The following is a 17498-nucleotide window of genomic DNA, read 5'->3' as shown; positions in this document are numbered from 1 at the left end:
GCAGCCCCGTCTTTCAGGGGCGCGGGGAACTGCGCGCTCAGCCCCCACCCACCCGCAGCCGACGAACGACCGCGGGGGAGGCTAACCATCCATTTCGGCGATCTTCGCCGTCGACGGCTCACGGCGGCTGCGGGCCGCCCGAGCCGTGAAGTCCGCACTGCGCAGGACACGTTGGACGTTGCCCCAGGTGAGCAGGGCGAGGTCGGACTCGGACCAGCCCCGGCCGAGGAGTTCGGCGACGAGGCGCGGATACCCCGAGGCGTCGGACAGGTCCTGGGGGTGCGCGGCCCCGGAGTCGTACGTCCCCGAGAGGCCGACGCACTCCGGCCCCGCGAGCGCGCGTACGTGGTCGAGGTGGTCCGCGACGTCCCGTACCGACGGGCCCGTCTGCTCGGCGGTCAGCGGCACGAGGCACAGGCCCTTGGTGATGCCGAGTTCGACGAGCACGTCGTCGGGGAGGTTCGCCGGGTGGAGGCGAAGGGCGCGGGCGGCGGAGCGGGTGAAGACGACCGGGGACTTGGAGATGGTGAGGGCGCGGCGGACGGTCGCGTCGGAGGCGCCGGACAGGTCGACGAGCACGCCGATGCGGTTCGTCTCGCGTACGACCTCCTCGCCGAACCTGGTCAGCCCGTTCTCGCCGGCCCAGGACGCGCCGGAGAGGGTGAGAACGCGCAGGCCGAGGGCGTGCAACGCGCGCAGGATGCCCAGCGAGTCGTCCAGCGCGGCGGCGGCCGCGGGACCGAGCAGCACGGCGACCCGCCCGCAGTTCCTGGCGTCCGTGACCTGGGTCGCGCTGTGGGCCATCCGCAGGCCCTCCGGATGGGCCTCCACCACGGTCCTCACCAGGTCGAGCTGCTCCAGCGTGGCCCCGACCGCCCGCTCGCCGACGAGACCCTCGGGCAGATGCAGCGCCCAGAACAACGCCGCGACGTGCCCTTCCCTCAGCCTGGGCACGTCTGTGTCTATCGTGCTCTCGCCGAGCTCCAGGTCGTACCAGGGGAGGTGCCGCAGGGCCCACGGCAGACCGCTGTAGCCGTCGGCGACGGGGTGGGCGGCGAGCAGCGCGTGCGCGCGGACGAGGGGGTCGTCGGCCGCGTCCGCCGCGTCCGCCGCATCTCCCTCGTCTCCCTCGGGTCCGGCATCGACCGCGAGACGCCGCTCGTCCTCAAGAACATCCGGCTCGAACTCGGCCTCGGCATCGGCCTCGACATCGGGGCGATCCAGCTCGCCGACCTCGGTGGTTGCGTGCAGTTCGTCCTGCAGATCTGCCATGACGACGCTCCCGGGTCCGGTGGTGGCGACAGGTATCCCCACCGTGACACGGCAGCGGGAGAGGCTCTCGGTGGATGGGCCGTTCGAGCGACGGCACCCGGCACCCTGCCCGCGCCCCTAAGGGGCGCGGGGAACTGCGCGCCCAGCCCCCACAAACCCGCAGACTCCAAGCCGCCCGCCAGCAAAACGAACCGCCGAAACCAACAGCCGAGCCAAACCAGCGGAGCTACCCGCACTCCTCCGCCCGCCCCAGCAAAAGCCCCCGCTCCCTCTCGTTCCGAGTCAACGAAGCCGCCCTCTCGAACTCCCCCCGCGCCTCCTCCACCCGCCCGAGCCGCACCAGCAGATCCCCCCGCACACTGGGCAGCAGGTAATAGCCCCGCAACGCCGATTCGCCGGCCAACGCGTCCACGAGGACGAGCCCCGCCTCGGCCCCCTCGGCCATGGACACAGCAACGGCCCGGTTCAGCTCGACCACCGGAGACGGAGTCCGGGCGGCAAGCAGCCCGTACAACGTGGCGATCCGCGCCCAGTCGGTCTCCTCGTACGTATGGGCGTGGGCGTGACACGCGGCGATGGCGGCCTGCAGCACGTACGGCCCAGGCCCGCCCCCCGTGGACACGGCCTCCGCACGGGCGAGGGCGGCGAACCCGCGGCGAATGAGGAGCCGGTTCCACCGGGAGCGCTGCTGGTCCCTGAGCAGCACGGGCTCGCCCGACGGCCCGGTGCGCGCGGCGGACCGGGACGCCTGGATCTCCAACAGGGCGGCCAGCCCGTGCACTTCGGCTTCCTTGGGCATCAACTCGGCGAGCACACGCGCGAGTCGGAGGGCGTCCTCGCAGAGCGCGGGCCGCAGCAGATCGTCGCCGGCGGTGGCCGCGTACCCCTCGTTGAAGATCAGGTAGATGACTTCGAGCACGGACCCGAGCCGGGCCTCGCGCTCGGGTCCGTACGGCACCTCGAAGGCGACGGCCTTCGCGGCGAGCGTCCGTTTGGCGCGCACGATGCGCTGGGCGACGGTCGCCTCCGGGACGAGATAGGCACGGGCGATCTCGACGGTGGTCAGCCCGCCGAGCAGCCGCAGAGTGAGGGCGATCCGGGCCTCGGCGGACAGCACGGGATGGCAGGCGGTGAAGACGAGTCGCAGCAGGTCGTCGTCGATGTCGTCGGGATCGGCCGGCTCGTCGATGTGCCCATGCGGCGCGGTCGCCTCCAGGTCCCGCCCCATCTCCACGAGCTTGCGCGCGTACCGCTCACGCCGCCGTACGAGATCGATCGCCCGGTGCTTGGCCGTGGCCATCAGCCAGGCCCCGGGATTGCCGGGCACCCCCTCCCGGGGCCACTGCTCCAACGCGGCGACCAGCGCGTCCTGCGCCAGCTCCTCCGCGATCCCGACATCCCGCACGATGCGCGCGACCCCGGCGATGATGCGGGGCGACTCGATACGGAAGACGGTTTCGATGGCGTGGGCGGGGGCGTCCGCCGATGGTTCTGGTGTCACGCTCCACCATCAGACACCCCCGGGGCCGTACAGCCAAGGCTCACCCTCGGCCTTCACCGCGCAAGTTCAGCCTTCGACGATTTCCCGCACCTCACAGGTCACCGTCCAGTGGGCCTCGTGGATCTGGAGGAACCGCTTGGTCCACTCGACGGCCTCGGCCTTGTCCTTGGCCTGCAGCATCGCGTACCCGCCGACGACCTCCTTGGCCTCGGTGAACGGCCCGTCGGTGACGGACATCTCCCCGCCCTCCCACCGCACCCGCGTCCCCTCCGCGGTCGGCTTCAGCCCGGAGGTGTCCAGCAGTACCCCGGCCTTCGTCATCTCCTCGATCAGCTCCCCCATCCGCGCCATGAGCTCGTCGCTGGGCCCCTCGGCGGGCGCGTTCTGCTCATCGATACGGATCATCGACAGGTAGCGAGGCATGGTGACTCCCTGGTTTTCTCGGTACGGAGGCGGGGTTCCTCCCTGCCTCTCACCCAAGCGTCGATCTGCGGACGGTGGGATCGACACGCTCGCCGAATTTCTTCGGGATTTCTTCGAGAAGATCTCCGCCAACCCGTTTCCGCAGGTCACCGGGCCATGTCAGTAGGCGAACTCCTTGAGTTCATCCGTCTCCAGGGTGAAGCCGACGGGATCCGGCAGGTCGATCGCGACACCGAAGGCCCGGCTGGTGACCGAGCGGTACTCCCCCTTCTCCGGATCGGCGTACACGGTGACGCTGTTCGTGTCCCTATCGCGTGAGGTGACCTCGACGAGCATCTGGGGCTGATCGGCAGTGCTGGGGGTCATACGCGTGCTCCGTTCTCTGTACTCCCTGTACGTCGCCCTGTGCGCAGGGCGGCGCGCACCTGCCCGGCACGGGCATGGACGTGTTCCGACGCGAGGCCGGGCCGTCCGCCCCAGCAGCCACCGCACAACCCGCCCCGCATCCCACCCCCGTCACCGGGCTCACCACACGCCGTGCACACCACCTCGTACCGCGCTTCCCGCGTCTCGACCGGCTCCGGCGGCAGCTTCCCCAGCAGCCGAGCCCGTACGAACCCGTACGGATGCTCCACCCGCTCCGGAAGCCCCGCGATCACGGCCTGCACAAGCTGCGCCACGCTGGCGCCCCGCACGAACCACTCGGCGGCCTGCTCCTCCAGCGCCCCGCATTCGGCTGCCGAGAGCGTCATCCGGGCGTCGATACGACCGAGTCGCGCGAGTGCGTCGTACGCGACCGTGCGCGCGGGCCGCGAGGGCTCGGCGACCGGCACCTCCCCGCCGAGAAAGGAGCCCCACCAAGCGTCATCGCGTGCCGTCCGCGAGAAGAAGGTGTGCCAGACCCACCGGGGGCAGCCATCGACGGTGACGGGCCGTCGCACTCGCCGCACATGCCCGGCCGCGGAGAGGTTGTTGAGGGCGGTACCGATGGCGCACTGGCCGTAGGGCAGATGCTTGGCGAGGGTCTTGATGGACATGTCCGCCTCGTCGTCGAGCCGGTCGAGATACCCGGCGATCGACGCCTCACGGGCGGGCAGATGTACGAAGTCCCGCCCGGTACGGGGCTCTTGGTCGGGCGCGGACCTCTTCCCGTACCCCGGATTGGCCATGGGATGGGCGGACGGGCGCGGGGCAGCACTAAGCTGGGCGGTAGCCATGGATCGAGCCTCATTCGATCTGGTGGTCAGACCCCCGCGTGGTGCGCTAACACCCACGGGGGTCATTTCTTTGGGCGCACGCTACACGCCCGCCACACTCCGCCGCGACCCGATCACAAAAAGTCATCTCCCCTGGCCCGGGCGCCACTTGAGCCCGGCTGGGCCGGGCACAGGGGAGGGTGGGTGGGTTGAGCCACCCACCCATTCCTTACAAAAAGGGTCTCGAATCCCGATCCCCGAAGCTCAAGCCCCGACGTACGCGACGAACTCCGCCCACGCGGAGGCGGGGACGGTCAACTCGGGGCCATCACCAATGGGGTTGAGCTTCGAGTCTCGTATGTGGATGGCGCTGGGATGGAGGGCGACCTCGACGCAGGCGCCCCCCTCAGTTCCGCTATAGCTCGACTTGAACCAGGCGAGTTCTATGTTCACCACTCGTCAGCCACCTTCCCGATGAACCGTGCCGACTCCTCCGTACTGAGAGCCTGCGTCCGGATCATGCCAAAGCGTTGAGTCAGATTACTGAGATCCTCCGAACCGGAGTGCAGCATGCTGACCGCCTGCCCTTCCTCGTACGCATAGTGCTCGCGCTCGGGCGTCTCGATCAGCACCATGGGGCCGTTCAGACCGGCATGCGCACCCCGGTCGGTCGGCAGCACCTGGATGGAGACATTCCGCAACTGCCCCACTTTCAAGAGGCGTTGACACTGCTCCCGCATGGTCGCCGATCCTCCCACGGGGCGTCGCAGCGCGATCTCCTCGAAAACAAACCCGAAGTACGCCGTCGGCTTGCGGACCAGCAGTTGCTGCCGCTCCAGCCTGGCGGCCACCCGGCTCTCGATCGTCTCGTCGTCCAGCGGGGGATAGTGGGCGCCCAGCAGCGCCCGCACATAGGACTCGGCCTGCAGCAGGCCGGGGATCAGCAACGTCTCGTACCACTGCAAGGCGATTGCGCTCGCCTCACAGTCCATGAAGTCCTGCGTGCGCGGCGGAAACTTCTCCGGCTCCAGATACTGCGCCGCCGCCTTCAACTTCCCCCGGGCCCCGAACAGTTCGTCCCCGATGTCGAGCAGTCGGGCCGTCGGCCGGCGCACCCCGCGCTCGAACGAAGTGATCGTGTCCGGCGAGTAGTTGGACTCCTTGCCGACATCCTCCCGGCTGACCCCCGCCTCCTGCCGCCACATCTTGAACTGGTGGCCGCAGTACCTCCACGCGATCGGCGACTGCTCACTCAAGAACCCCACCTCCACCTGCGCACACCACACTGTGTGCATAAACGGTCACTTCGAGGCTACGGCAGGTGACCGATGTTCCACAGGCGTACGGTGCCGTCGTAGCTGGCGGAGGCGAGCTTGGTTCCGTTCGAGTTGAAGCTCATGGAGTGGACCTCGCTCATGTGCCCGTAGAGGGACTTCCAATGGGACGGGGTGCCGTCGGTGCGCCACAGCTCGATGGTTCCGTCGCCATACCATTCCTCGCTCGGGAACGTCCGGCTGAGCGCAAGAAACGGCTTTCGTGGATGGAACGCCACCGAGGACGGGGAAGGCACATGCCCGGTCTTGTGCCATTTTCCGTCACGGGGATCGGGGCGCCACAGTCCACTGTGCTCAGGCAGGCCCGATGCCAGAGCGTTCAGGTGCAGGCAGTCGTCGTGCGGGCTGACGACCAGTTCGGAATTCAACAGGTCTTCGCCCTGTGGCGCCCCCATCAACGGCACGCCAGGGCCTTTTGCGAATGTCGGCGCTGCGTGCAACCGCACCTGCCCGTCTTTGCCGACCAGCACCAGACTGTTTCCACGCAGCCAGCCCGAGGCCACCAGGTACGGATCTCCCCCTCCGATGTCGATTTCCTTCGGTTGACCTTCCTCATCGATCCGCAGCAGCGTATGGAAGGGGCCATGATTGGCATACCCCGACAAATAGCCATCACCGAACGCCAAGCCACTCGTTGCCATGCCTGCCCTCCCGATCGTGCGCCACTCCGACTTCCCATGCGTGTTCCAGAGCTTCAGCTGGTCCCTCCGGCCGACAGCCAGAACGCCGCCGTCCGGGCGAAACGCCAAGCCCGTGACGCCGCGATCGATCACGTCGTCCTCTTCCGAGGCGGTAAGGCGCACACGCCCCAGAAGCGACCGGTTCCATCTCAGGTGGCCCCGCCACAACCGCCCGTCCTCCGCACCCCAGACCACTTCATCGCTATTGGGCCGAAACACCACCGCGGTCATCGGCACCTCATCGGGATCCCAGTACAGAACCTCCCCCTGGTCTTCGTGCCGCCCGATCAACGCCACCCCACCGCCCAGCACCGCAGCCGCCCCCGCGCTGAGGACCAGACGGCGTCGCACGCCCCCCGTCACACCCGGTCGCGCGGATGTCGACCCTCCGGCATACGCCGGCTCCCCGGCCAGTGCCTCCTGCAGCCGGATATGACGGAACTGATAGGTGCTGTTGGACTGCTTGACGATCTCGCGTCGCCGGGCATCTCCGAGGAAGGCGAACAGTCGCCAGGGCAGTTGGCCGCTCGCCGCGAGCCAGACCTTCGCCAGCAGGAACCGCGGCCACGCGCGCGTCATGAGGATGAAGAGCGCGAACGCCACTCCAGGCAGAACGAAGGGCATTCCCCAGCCATGCGAGTCCAGGCCCAACGCCTCATTGTCCTGACGCCACTTGAGCGCCCCGGAATCCGACACATCGCCTGTGCCGGGCAGGCCCGGCCAGTCTGTGAGCGCGCGGAAGACCAGGTCCCCCGCCAACTGACCGGCATGCAGCCCAAGCAGCCCGGCGGCTCCGACGACGAGTCCTCCCACCGATGCCCCGGCCAGCGCGGAACGGCGGTCCTGCGCATAGGACTTCATGGGACTTGCCTGAGTCGCCCTGGACGGAGGCGCGTTGAGCCAGTTGTGCGCGGCGAGAGCCACTCCGACCACCAGGCTCAGCGTGGCACAGGCCATGAGCGACTCGGACACCTCCGCCGCGGCCTGCAACGAACCCGGTCCCGGCGTCCGTGTGAGAACTCGGAAGACGCAGATCCCGGCAGTCACCGGCACCACGGCCGCCGCTCCCAGCAGGACACCGAGGCGAAAGCCGCGCCGCAACCGCCCGGCGGACCCCCGCAGCGAGAAGGAGAGGCGACCCGGCGGACGGGTTCCTGCCGCGTACCAGATGAGGCAGCTGATCAGTGCGAAGGCTCCACCGATGTACATGGGGACGAGAACGTCATTGCTCGACAGCGCCTGCCCGAACCCTCTGGTCGCGGCGGTCCACACCACGGCCCCGACGGCCAGTAGCAGTCCCAGTCCGAAGGCCAGAACCGGCCCCGCCCACACCGGCAGCACCCGCCCGCTCACGAGCCACCAAGCCAGATCCCGCTCCCGGTGGTCGTGCAGATAACGGGCCAGAAACGTCAGCCATCGCCGCGCCCGCTCGGCGCCCCACGGTTCCCCGGCCGGCGCCCCCTCCGGCACGCCTGGATCCGACCCGTACGTCGCGTCGACAACCCGGTGCGTGAGGTGATCCTCCACCGCGTACCGGCAGTCGAACCGCTCCCGGTCGAGGAGTTCGGCCGGGTCACCACCGCCGCGCTGGTACACGAGACGTGCCGTGGTCACCATCAGCGGGGTGGACAGCGCTTCGGCCAGTGGACCGCTGGGCTCGGCACGCAGTCGGGCGAAGACGCCGTCCCACCCGGAGCCGCCCTCCGGCCAGTCCACGTCCCGCAGGTATCCGATGACATCCCGAGGCGGCACCGGCGTCACCTCCACCACGGGTGCCTGTCGCAGCGTCGGAGCCCCGCCTCGGATCAACTCCTCGTACTCCACGGCACGGCACGTGACGACGACCGGCCGTTCACCGCCGATCGCGTGATTGATGCCCCGGATGGCTCCGCGGCGGGCCGACTCGGGGATCTCGTCCAGTCCGTCCAGGACAGGAAGCAGTAGTCCGTGAGCCAGCAAGGCACGCGGAATCTCCTGGCGTCCGCTGTAGTACGGCACCGCGAGTGTCCGCACGATCCAGTCGTCGAGGGGCTCGCGCACGGGGTCCCAGGTCGAGACGGGAAGCAGGACCGGGACGCGTCCGCCCGGCTGCCGGGCGCCCAGCAGGCCCAGGGTCAGCAGCGTCGCCAGGACCGTCTTGCCCGCGCCGGGCTCACCAATGACGACCAGGCGGCGTTGCGGCAACTGCTCATAGCGTTCCGCGAGTTGGCCGATGACCGCATCGAAGCGGCCATCCAGGCGGCCGTCGAGGCGCACGCGCAGCACCCGCGCGCCGGAGGCCGAGGTGTGAGGTTCGTCGGCCACCAGCCGGGATGTGGTCGCCCACGCCAGCGGCAGCACCCGCGGATCCCGCAACCTCCGCGACTCCGCCTCCTCCAGCCACTGTGCCCTGATCGTGAGGGCCAGGTCGTCGGCGTACGCGGCCGGGTCGGCGGGGGCCGGTTCCTGGCGGAAGAAGTCCATGAGGGCCACAAGGAGGGAGGCGATTCCCACGAACAGGCTCGCCACCGTGGCCAGTTGGTTGTCGGCGTTGCTGTCGCCGCTCACCAGTATCGCCGTGGCGAGCCCGACGAACGTGAGGCCCACGCCCGCGATGACGGAGTCTCGGACAAGTCGGTGGCGCGAACGCCGTGAGGGTCCCCGGAGCACTTCAGCATGATGGGTCCGAGGCGGCCTCGGCGGCTGCCGCATCCGGCCGCTGCCCCTCAACGGGGTGAAGAGCGACCGGTGTTGCCCGGCCCCCCCTCCCCACCTGCTAAAAGCACCTCACCGCAACGACTCCCACAGCTCGCTCGCCTCCGGCTCGTTCGCCACCACCCTGTTGGGGTCGGACGGGGCCGGGACCACCGGCATCATCACCGTCTCCGTCGTGGCGGAGGAGAGGGACTTGAGGCTCTGGCCGAGGCTCATCAGTTCGGTGAGGGAGTCGAGGCCGGTGTCCGTGGTGATGCTGTCAGTGAGGGCGTCGGCGACCCGGTAGAGGCGGGTGGGGTTGGTGAGGAGGTTGGTGGTGTCGACCTGGTCGAGGAGGGCCTTCACCAGTTGCTGCTGGAGGCCTATGCGGCCGAGGTCGCTCTGGTCGCCTATGCCGTGCCGGGTCCGGGCGAGAGCCAGGGCCTTCGTACCGTCGAGGTGGTGGGTGCCCGCGTCCAGTTCGAGGTGACTGTCCTCGTCGGAGATGTCCTCCTCCGTCGTCACCGTGACCCCGCCCAGCGCGTCCACCAGATCGGCGAAACCGGTGAAGTCGATCTCGATGTAGTGGTCCATGCGGACGTTCGTCATGGACTCCACGGTCTTGACCGCGCAGACGGGCCCGCCCACCGAGTACGCGGAGTTGAACATCGCGCCGTACGACACCGATGTCGAACCGCCGGACTCCCGCGGGCAGGAGGGGCGCGTGACGAGCGTGTCGCGCGGGATGCTCACGACGGTCGCCTTCGTCCGGCCCTCGTCGAGGTGGATGACCATCGCGGTGTCGGAACGGGCTCCGCCGTCACTGCTGCCACCGCCGAGTTCCTGGTTCCGCGCGCCACTTCGCGAATCCGAGCCGAGGACCAGGATGTTGAGCGCGCCGCTCGGGATCGGGGAGGGGGAGGCCGCGCCATAGGGGCTGGGCGTCGTCATCGACTTCGCCGGGCGGTCGTCACCCAGCGCACTGTCGATGTCGACGCTCTTGATGTTCTGGTTCAGATGCCAGTACGCCCACGCCGCACCGGCCAGCGAGACGACCAGGGCGCAGCCCAGCGCGATTCCCGCCGCCCTGAACAGCCGTGCCCGTCTGGATCGTTGCCGCCCCGCGCCGGGTGTCTCGGCGCCCCCGCCCCCGTGCTCGTCTTCTCCGCTCACAGAGAGGAACGTAAGTCCGAATTATTACAACGAGGAACCACTTCCCGGTTTTCCTAGTCAAACTCTCATATTTCGTTGAGTCTCCTCAGTTGCCGTCGAGGGGCCGGCAGCGCCCCGCCGAAAGTCAGCGCCCCGCCGAAAGTCTTCGAAAGTTTCGAAGCGATCTCCGGGCAGGACGCCGGGCAGGACGGAAGCCCAGGCCGGGCACGGCTCGGCTCAGCCCAGCTCGGCTCGGCTCGGCTCACGGGCCGCCGCCGGCCGAACCCGGCTAGCCGCTCACCCCTCACCCCTCACCCCTCACAGCCCACGGCCGACCCGATCACCGCGCCCCGAAGTACGCCGTCCGCTCCTCCCCCGCCGGCGCCGCCGTGCTGCTGCGCACCACCAGGCTCGTGGCCAGTTCCACCCGGGTCGCCGCCGAGGGGCGCTCGCCGCGGCCCAGGTCGAGGACGAGCCGGGCCGCCGCCTCGGCCATCTCGGTGAGCGGCTGGCGGACGGTGGTCAGCGGGGGGCCGACCCAGCGGGCCACCGGCAGGTCGTCGAAGCCGACGATGCTGAGGTCCTCCGGTACGCGCAGACCCAGCTCGCGGGCGGCCTCGTACAGGCCGAGGGCCTGGAGGTCGTTGCCCGCGAAGACGGCCGTCGGACGGTCGGGGAGCTTCAGCAGCTCAAGCCCCTCCCGGTAGCCGCTCTCGTGGTGGAAGTCGCCGGTGCGGATGAGCGCGGGGTCGGCCGGCAGCCCGGCCGTGTCGAGGGCCGCACGGTAGCCGTCGAGCCGGGCGCGGCTGCACATCATCCGCGAGGGCCCGCTGATCACGCCGATGCGCCGGTGGCCGAGGTCGGCGAGGTGACGGGTGGCCGCGAGGCCGCCCTGCCAGTTGGTGGCGCCCACGGACGGCACGTCGTCGCCCGGGTCGCCCGCCGGGTCGACCACCACGAACGGGATCGAGCGGCTGGTGAGGAGCGCCCGCTGGGACTCGTCGAGCCCGTTCAGGACGAGGACGACCCCGTGCGGGCGGCGCGCGGCGACCTGGTCGGCCCAGGTGCGCCCGGGCGTGAGGCGGCCCGCGCTCTCGGAGAGGACCACGCTCAGCCCCTCGTCCCGCGCCACGTTCTCCACGCCCCGGATGACCTCCATCGCCCACGCGCTCTCCAGTTCGTGGAAGACGAGGTCGATCAGCGGCGACCGGGACGCCTCGGCCCGGCGGCGCCGATAGCCATGGTTGCGGAGCAGTTCCTCGACCCTGGTGCGGGTCGAGGGGGCCACATCGGCACGGCCGTTGAGCACCTTCGAAACAGTCGGAGCGGAGACTCCCGCCTCGCGGGCGATCTCGGCGAGTGTCGCCGACTGGGCTACAGCGGGATTCGGGCGAGTCATGGACCGGATCGTATCCCTGCGCAACCTCTTGACGAAGCCCTTCGACAGCCATACGTTCCCGGAACATTCGAAGTACCTTCCGAAACATTCGTCTCGCGAGTCCAAAAACGAGTACAAAATGAGGTGCTGTCATGGAGTCGATCAGCGGGTGGTCCAACGGCGGACGGCCCACGGGCGGGCAGCCGACGGGCGAGAGCCCCGGGAGTCCGGGCGGCGGGACGTTCGGCAGCAGGACGTTCAGCAGGCGCTGGGTCCTCGGCGCCGGTGCCACCACCCTGCTCACCACTGGTCTGACCGCCTGCGGCTCCGGTGAAGGTTCCGGCGGGGGCGGCGGCACCATCACCGCCATGGTGTACGGGGACGACGCGGTGAAGGTCCAGACGGCGGCCGTCGACCGTTTCAACAAGTCCGCCGCCAGCAAGTCGGCCAAGGGCAAGGTGAAACTGGAGAAGGTCCCGGGCTCGGACTACTCGGCCAAGCTGCGCACGGCGATGGGCTCCCCGAGCGCCCCGGACGTCTTCTTCAACTGGGGCGGCGGCTCCATCAAGGCGTACCAGGAGGCCAACCAGCTCATCGACCTGACCGACACCATCGAGGGCGACCCGGTCCTGAAAGGCGGTTTCCTGCCCTCCGTGCTCGCGGCCGGCGGACTCGGCGGCCGCAACTACGGCATACCGATGCGCGGGATGCAGCCGGTCATCCTCTTCTACAACAAGTCCGTTTTCGCCGAGCACAAGCTCCAACCGCCCACCACCTGGGCCGAGTTGCAGGACATCAACGCCAAACTGAAGGCCGCCAAGATCACCCCGTTCGCGCTCGGCGGCGCCGACACCTGGACCGAGCTGATGTGGCTGGAGTACCTCGTCGACCGCATCGGCGGCCCCGAGGTCTTCGCGAAGATCCAGGGCGGCGACGCGTCCGCCTGGGGCGACCCGGCCGTCCTCAAGGCCGCCGAGACCGTCAAGGAACTCATCGACGACGGCGCTTTCGGCTCGAAGTTCAGCTCGGTGTCGTACGTCAACGGCGGCGCCCCGGCCGTCTTCGCCAAGGGCAAGGCGGCGATGCACCTGATGGGCTCGTGGGAGTACTCGACGCAGCTCGGCAAGTTCCCGTCCTTCGCGAAGAACAACCTGGGCTGGTGCGCGTTCCCGACGGTCGAGGGCGGCACGGGCGACATCCGCAACGTCGTCGGCAACCCCACCAACTACTGGTCCGTCAACTCCCGTACGCAGAACAAGGACGCCGCGATCGCCTTCCTGAAGGACTGTGCCTCGGAGGCGTACGCGAAGGCGCTGGTGGCCAACGGTGACATCCCGACGACCGCCAACGCGGCCAAGCTGCTGGAGGCCTCGCCCAACCCGGAGTTCGCCACGTTCCAGTACGAGATGGTCGAGAAGGCGCCCGCCTTCACGCTCTCCTGGGACCAGGCGCTGGGCGCGGACATCGCGACCCCGATGCTCACCGAGATCAACAAGCTGTTCGTCGGGAAGTCCTCGCCGAGCCAGTTCGTGTCCGCGCTCAAGGATCTGAAGTGAGCGCACCGAGCCCATCAAGCCCGACGAGCCCGACGAAGGCCCGCCCCACCGAACCGACAGCCACCACGTCCGCCCCGCACGCCAAGTCGTCCAAGTCCTCCACGGTCGGCCGCCCGCACGCCGCCTGGGCCCTGCCCGGCGTCCTCTTCTTCGCGTTCTTCGCCGTGGTCCCGATGGGCCTGGCCTTCTACCTCTCCTTCACCAGCTGGGACGGCCTGGGCGACCCGCGACCCGTCGGCCTGGACAACTGGCAGAAGCTGATCAACGACGACCGGATGGTCCAGTCCCTGTGGCTCACCGTCCTGCTGACGGCGGCGAGCTGGGTCTTCCAGACAGTGATCGCCCTGTTGCTCGGCGTCTGGGCGGCGGGCCGCCAGCGCAACCGGGCGGTCCTGTCCGCGATCTTCTTCGTGCCGTTCCTGCTCTCCTCGACGGCGATCGCGCTGCTCTTCTACGCCCTGCTCGACCCGAACTTCGGCATCATCCAGGAGAACATCCTCGGCTCCTCCAACGGCGCGTTCCTCGCGATCGTGTTCGTCGGCGGCTGGCAGTTCATCCCCTTCCACACCCTGATCTACCAGGGCGGGGCCCGCCAGATACCCGAAGTGCTCTACCAGGCGGCGGCGATCGACGGCGCGGGCCGCTACCGCCAGTTCTTCTCGATCACTCTCCCGCAGCTGCGGCACACCGTCACGACGTCCACCGTGCTGCTGGTCGTCGGCTCGCTCACGTACTTCGAGACCGTGCTGATCCTCACCAAGGGCGGCCCGGGCACCGACACGGCGATCCTGCCGTACCTGATGTACGAGGCGGGCTTCAAGAGCTACGACTTCGGCTACGCGAGCGCCATCGCGTCCTTCCTGGTGGTGGCCGCCACGGGGCTGTCCCTGATCCTCGTGCGGCTGACCGGCTTCGGCAGCATGCGCAGCACCCGCGAAGGGATGTGACGGAGTGTCACACGATACGTTGCCGCGTCCGCGTCCGCGTCCCGCGAAGACCGAGGAGCGTCCCACGCCACCGCCCCCGCAACGCCGCCGCAAGCACTGGACGAAGCGCGGCAACCCCGTCTCGGGCCTCGGCTCGGTCATCTGGCTCGCGATCGTCCTCGTCCCGATCTACGCGATGCTGTCGGCCTCGCTCACCAGCCAGGACAAGGCACTCACCGGCAACCCCCTGAACCCGCCCACGAGTCCGACGCTCGACAACTACAACACCGTGCTGAACAGCGGCTTCGGCCATCTGCTCAGCAACACCGCGATCGTGGCCGTCTCCGTCGTGGCCATCGTCCTCGGCCTGTCCGTCCCGATCGCGTACGTCGCCGTCCGCACCCGCAACCGCTGGTCGGGCCTGGCCTTCCGCCTGTTCCTCCTCGGCGTGGCGATCCCGGCCCAGGCGGTGGTGGTCCCCCTCTACCTCCTGATCGCCAAACTCAACCTGTACGACAGCCTGTTGGCGGTCATCCTGCCGACGGCGGCCTTCGCGATGCCGGTCTCGGTACTGGTCCTCGTGGGCACTCTCCGGGACGTGTCCGAAGACCTCTACGAGGCGATGGCCCTGGACGGAGCGTCCCCCCAGCGGATGCTGTTCCAGCTCGCCGTGCCGCTGGCCAAGGGCGGCATCAGCACGGTCGTCATCTACTCGGCGCTCCAGGCCTGGAACGGCTTCCTCTTCCCACTGATCTTCACCCAGTCCGACGGCCCACGCGTCCTGACCCTCGGACTCTTCAACTACGTCAGCCAGTTCGGCGTGAACATCCCCGCCCTGCTCGCCTCGGTCGTCCTCTCCGGCATCCCCATCTTCGCCGTGTACCTGGTGGCCCGCCGCGCCCTGGTCGGCGGCCTGATGGGCGTGGGCGGCAAGTGAACCCACTCGACCCCGACCCCGACAGGAGTTTCATGACCACCGCCCCCTGGCGTGATCCCGCCCTGCCCGCCGAGGCCCGGGTCGACGACCTGCTCGCCCGGATGACCCTGGAGGAGAAGACCGCCCAGCTGTACGGCGTGTGGGTGGGCGCCGCCACGGACGGCGACGGAGTCGCCCCGAACCAGGTCGAGATGACCTCGGAGTACGACTGGGACGAGCTGATCACCCACGGCCTCGGCCAGCTGACCCGCTCCTTCGGCTCGGCTCCCGTGGACCCGGCGCTCGGCGCGCAGGCACTGGCCCGCGCCCAGCGCCGCATCGCCGAGGCCGGCCGCTTCGGCATCCCGGCGATCGCCCACGAGGAGTGCCTGGCGGGCTTCACCGCCTGGGGCGCCACGGCGTACCCGGTCCCCCTCGCCTGGGGCGCCACCTTCGACCCGGCCCTGGTCGAGGAGATGGCCCACCGCATCGGCCGGGACCTCGCCTCCGTCGGCGTCCACCAGGGCCTCGCCCCCGTCCTGGACGTCGTGCGCGACCCGCGCTGGGGCCGCGTCGAGGAGACCATCGGCGAGGACCCCTACCTGGTCGGCACGATCGGCGCGGCCTACGTCCGCGGCCTGGAGTCCGCCGGCGTCATCGCCACGCTCAAGCACTTCGCGGGGTACGCGTCCTCCGCGGGCGCCCGCAATCTCGCCCCCGTACGCGCCGGTGTGCGCGAGTTCGCCGACATCACCCTGCCGCCGTTCGAGTTCGCGCTGCGTGAGGGCGGGGCCCGTTCGGTGATGGCCGCGTACACGGACACGGACGGCGTGCCGGCGTCCTCGGACCCGTATCTGCTGACCGAACTCCTGCGGGAGCAGTGGCAGTTCACGGGCACGGTCGTGTCCGACTACTTCGGTGTCGGCTTCCTGGAGACCCTGCACCGGGTCGCGGGCACGAAGGCGGAGGCCGCCCACGCGGCCCTGGCCGCCGGCATCGACGTCGAACTCCCCACGCTCCGCTGCTACGGCGACCCGCTGGTAGAGGCGGTACGCGCGAACGTGATCCCGGAATCCCTGGTGGACCGGGCGGCGGCCCGGGTCCTGCGCCAGAAGTGCGAACTGGGCCTGCTGGACGAGGACTGGACCCCCGAGCCCACGGACCCGATCGACCTGGACTCGACCGCGAACCGCGTGCTGGCCCGCCGCCTCGCCGAGGAGTCCGTCGTCCTGCTCTCCAACCCGGACGGCCTGCTCCCCCTCGCCCCCGACACCCGGATCGCCGTGGTCGGCCCGCGGGCGGCCGACGCCCTGGCCATGCTGGGCTGCTACTCGTTCCCCTCGCACGTGGGCATCAACCACCCCGACCAGCCCATGGGCATCGAGATCCCCACTCTCCTGGAGTCCCTGCGCACCGAACTCCCCGACGCCAAGATCACGTTCACCGAGGGCTGCGACACCACGGACCCGGACACCTCGGGCTTCGCGGAGGCGGTGGCACGCTCCGCCGAGGCGGACGTCTGCGTGGCGGTACTGGGCGACCGGGCGGGCCTCTTCGGCAGGGGCACATCGGGCGAGGGCTGCGACGTCGGCGACCTCCGACTCCCAGGCGTACAAGCCCAGTTGCTGGACACGCTCACCGCCACCGGCACGCCGGTCATCCTGGTCCTCCTCACCGGCCGCCCGTACGCACTCGGCCGCTGGCACGGCCAACTGGCCGCCTCCATACAGGCGTTCTTCCCGGGGGAGGAGGGCGGCCCGGCAGTGGCAGGCGTGCTGTCGGGCCGCGTGAACCCGTCGGGCAGACTCCCCGTGAGCGTCCCGCAGACGCCCGGCGGCCAGCCGTGGACCTACCTCCAGCCCCCACTGGGCCTGGCCGGCACCGTCAGCAACCTCGACCCGACCCCCCTCCACCCCTTCGGCCACGGCCTCGGCTACACGGACTTCACGTGGGAGGAAACCGAGGACCGGGAGGCGGCGATGACCACGACCGACTCGTACGACGTCTCGGTCACGGTCCGCAACACGGGCCCCCGGGAAGGCACGGAGGTGGTCCAGCTCTACCTCCACGACCCGGTGGCCCGCGTAACCCGCCCGGACGTCCGCCTGATCGGCTACCACCGCCTCACCCTGCCCCCCGGCAAGGCCCGCCGAATCACCTTCACCTTCCACCCGGACCTGTCGGCGTTCACGGACGGAAGGGGCCAACGGGTAGTGGAACCGGGCGCCTTGGAACTCCGCCTGTCCAAATCCAGCACAGACACACGCCACACGACCCACATAACCCTGAAGGGCCCGGAACGCCACCTGGGCCCCAACCGCCGCCTGCGCTGCGATTCAAGAGAAACGGAGGCACCTTAGGGGCGCGGAGAACGGCGCAATCTTTTGCCTTCAGGGGCGCGAGAAACGGCGCGCTTCCTGGGGGCGCGGGGAACTGCGCAATCTTTTGTCTTTCAGGGGCGCGGGGAACTGCGCGACCAGCCCCCACCCAC

Annotated in this window: 14 protein-coding genes; 4 read left to right on the top strand and 10 right to left on the bottom strand. The window is 69.6% G+C overall.

Annotated elements, in window-relative coordinates; translation table 11 throughout:
- Positions 1–81: 81 nt before the first annotated feature.
- From ACIBEI_RS37995 to ACIBEI_RS37950, 10 genes are all read right to left on the bottom strand, one after another.
- Entirely contained in the window at positions 82–1272 is a 1191-nt protein-coding gene (locus ACIBEI_RS37995; RefSeq protein ID WP_398895079.1) for a dipeptidase, read from the bottom strand.
- 226 nt (positions 1273–1498) lie between these two features.
- Positions 1499–2773, bottom strand: a complete 1275-nt coding sequence (locus tag ACIBEI_RS37990; protein ID WP_398895077.1) for an RNA polymerase sigma factor — start codon at positions 2771–2773, stop codon at positions 1499–1501.
- A gap of 66 nt (positions 2774–2839) precedes the next feature.
- A complete protein-coding gene (locus tag ACIBEI_RS37985) occupies positions 2840–3196 on the bottom strand; it encodes a YciI family protein (protein ID WP_055618818.1) in 357 nt (118 codons plus the stop codon).
- 159 nt (positions 3197–3355) lie between these two features.
- A complete protein-coding gene (locus ACIBEI_RS37980) occupies positions 3356–3562 on the bottom strand; it encodes a hypothetical protein (RefSeq protein ID WP_398895075.1) in 207 nt (68 codons plus the stop codon).
- The gene (locus tag ACIBEI_RS37975; RefSeq protein WP_398895072.1) at positions 3559–4413 is read right to left on the bottom strand and encodes a hypothetical protein; all 855 of its coding nucleotides are present in this window, start codon (positions 4411–4413) and stop codon (positions 3559–3561) included. Before ACIBEI_RS37975 ends, ACIBEI_RS37980 begins: the two co-directional genes overlap by 4 nt.
- 243 nt (positions 4414–4656) lie before the next feature.
- Positions 4657–4848 (bottom strand): DUF397 domain-containing protein, encoded by a 192-nt coding sequence (locus ACIBEI_RS37970; protein ID WP_398895071.1) that lies wholly within the window; start codon positions 4846–4848, stop codon positions 4657–4659.
- Positions 4842–5663 (bottom strand): helix-turn-helix domain-containing protein, encoded by an 822-nt coding sequence (locus ACIBEI_RS37965; protein WP_398895069.1) that lies wholly within the window; start codon positions 5661–5663, stop codon positions 4842–4844. Before ACIBEI_RS37965 ends, ACIBEI_RS37970 begins: the two co-directional genes overlap by 7 nt.
- Before the next feature lie 41 nt (positions 5664–5704).
- Positions 5705–8710 carry an NACHT domain-containing protein gene (locus ACIBEI_RS37960; RefSeq protein ID WP_398895068.1) on the bottom strand — a complete coding sequence of 1002 codons (3006 nt, stop codon included), beginning with the start codon at positions 8708–8710 and terminating at the stop codon, positions 5705–5707.
- A 462-nt stretch (positions 8711–9172) separates the two neighbouring features.
- Positions 9173–10252 carry an LCP family protein gene (locus tag ACIBEI_RS37955; RefSeq protein WP_398895066.1) on the bottom strand — a complete coding sequence of 360 codons (1080 nt, stop codon included), beginning with the start codon at positions 10250–10252 and terminating at the stop codon, positions 9173–9175.
- Positions 10253–10571: 319 nt separating this feature from the next.
- Positions 10572–11630, bottom strand: coding sequence for a LacI family DNA-binding transcriptional regulator (locus tag ACIBEI_RS37950; RefSeq protein WP_398895064.1), 1059 nt, complete (start codon positions 11628–11630; stop codon positions 10572–10574).
- A gap of 131 nt (positions 11631–11761) precedes the next feature.
- On the opposite strand from ACIBEI_RS37950, the gene ACIBEI_RS37945 reads away from it, so the two are divergent.
- From ACIBEI_RS37945 to ACIBEI_RS37930, 4 genes are all read left to right on the top strand, one after another.
- The gene (locus ACIBEI_RS37945; protein WP_398895063.1) at positions 11762–13165 is read left to right on the top strand and encodes an ABC transporter substrate-binding protein; all 1404 of its coding nucleotides are present in this window, start codon (positions 11762–11764) and stop codon (positions 13163–13165) included.
- A 131-nt stretch (positions 13166–13296) separates the two neighbouring features.
- Positions 13297–14112: a carbohydrate ABC transporter permease gene (locus ACIBEI_RS37940; RefSeq protein WP_398895120.1), complete on the top strand. Its 816-nt coding sequence runs from the start codon at positions 13297–13299 to the stop codon at positions 14110–14112.
- Positions 14113–14116: 4 nt separating this feature from the next.
- Entirely contained in the window at positions 14117–15028 is a 912-nt protein-coding gene (locus ACIBEI_RS37935; protein ID WP_398895062.1) for a carbohydrate ABC transporter permease, read from the top strand.
- A 32-nt stretch (positions 15029–15060) separates the two neighbouring features.
- The gene (locus tag ACIBEI_RS37930; protein WP_398895061.1) at positions 15061–17367 is read left to right on the top strand and encodes a glycoside hydrolase family 3 N-terminal domain-containing protein; all 2307 of its coding nucleotides are present in this window, start codon (positions 15061–15063) and stop codon (positions 17365–17367) included.
- Positions 17368–17498: the final 131 nt, after the last annotated feature.

Source organism: Streptomyces sp. NPDC050988 (genome assembly GCF_044456225.1).
GTDB lineage: Bacteria > Actinomycetota > Actinomycetes > Streptomycetales > Streptomycetaceae > Streptomyces.
The sequence above is the reverse complement of the archived record's forward strand: the minus strand, read 5'-3'. Positions and strand labels throughout refer to the sequence as shown.

Excerpts from the sequence above, each read along its gene's own strand:
- ACIBEI_RS37945 (WP_398895063.1), top strand. The coding sequence starts at position 11,762 with ATGGAGTCGATCAGCGGGTGGTCCAACGGCGGACGGCCCACGGGCGGG.
- ACIBEI_RS37975 (WP_398895072.1), bottom strand. The coding sequence starts at position 4,413 with ATGGCTACCGCCCAGCTTAGTGCTGCCCCGCGCCCGTCCGCCCATCCC.
- ACIBEI_RS37995 (WP_398895079.1), bottom strand. The coding sequence starts at position 1,272 with ATGGCAGATCTGCAGGACGAACTGCACGCAACCACCGAGGTCGGCGAG.
- ACIBEI_RS37985 (WP_055618818.1), bottom strand. The coding sequence starts at position 3,196 with ATGCCTCGCTACCTGTCGATGATCCGTATCGATGAGCAGAACGCGCCC.
- ACIBEI_RS37930 (WP_398895061.1), top strand. The coding sequence starts at position 15,061 with ATGACCACCGCCCCCTGGCGTGATCCCGCCCTGCCCGCCGAGGCCCGG.
- ACIBEI_RS37980 (WP_398895075.1), bottom strand. The coding sequence starts at position 3,562 with ATGACCCCCAGCACTGCCGATCAGCCCCAGATGCTCGTCGAGGTCACC.
- ACIBEI_RS37950 (WP_398895064.1), bottom strand. The coding sequence starts at position 11,630 with ATGACTCGCCCGAATCCCGCTGTAGCCCAGTCGGCGACACTCGCCGAG.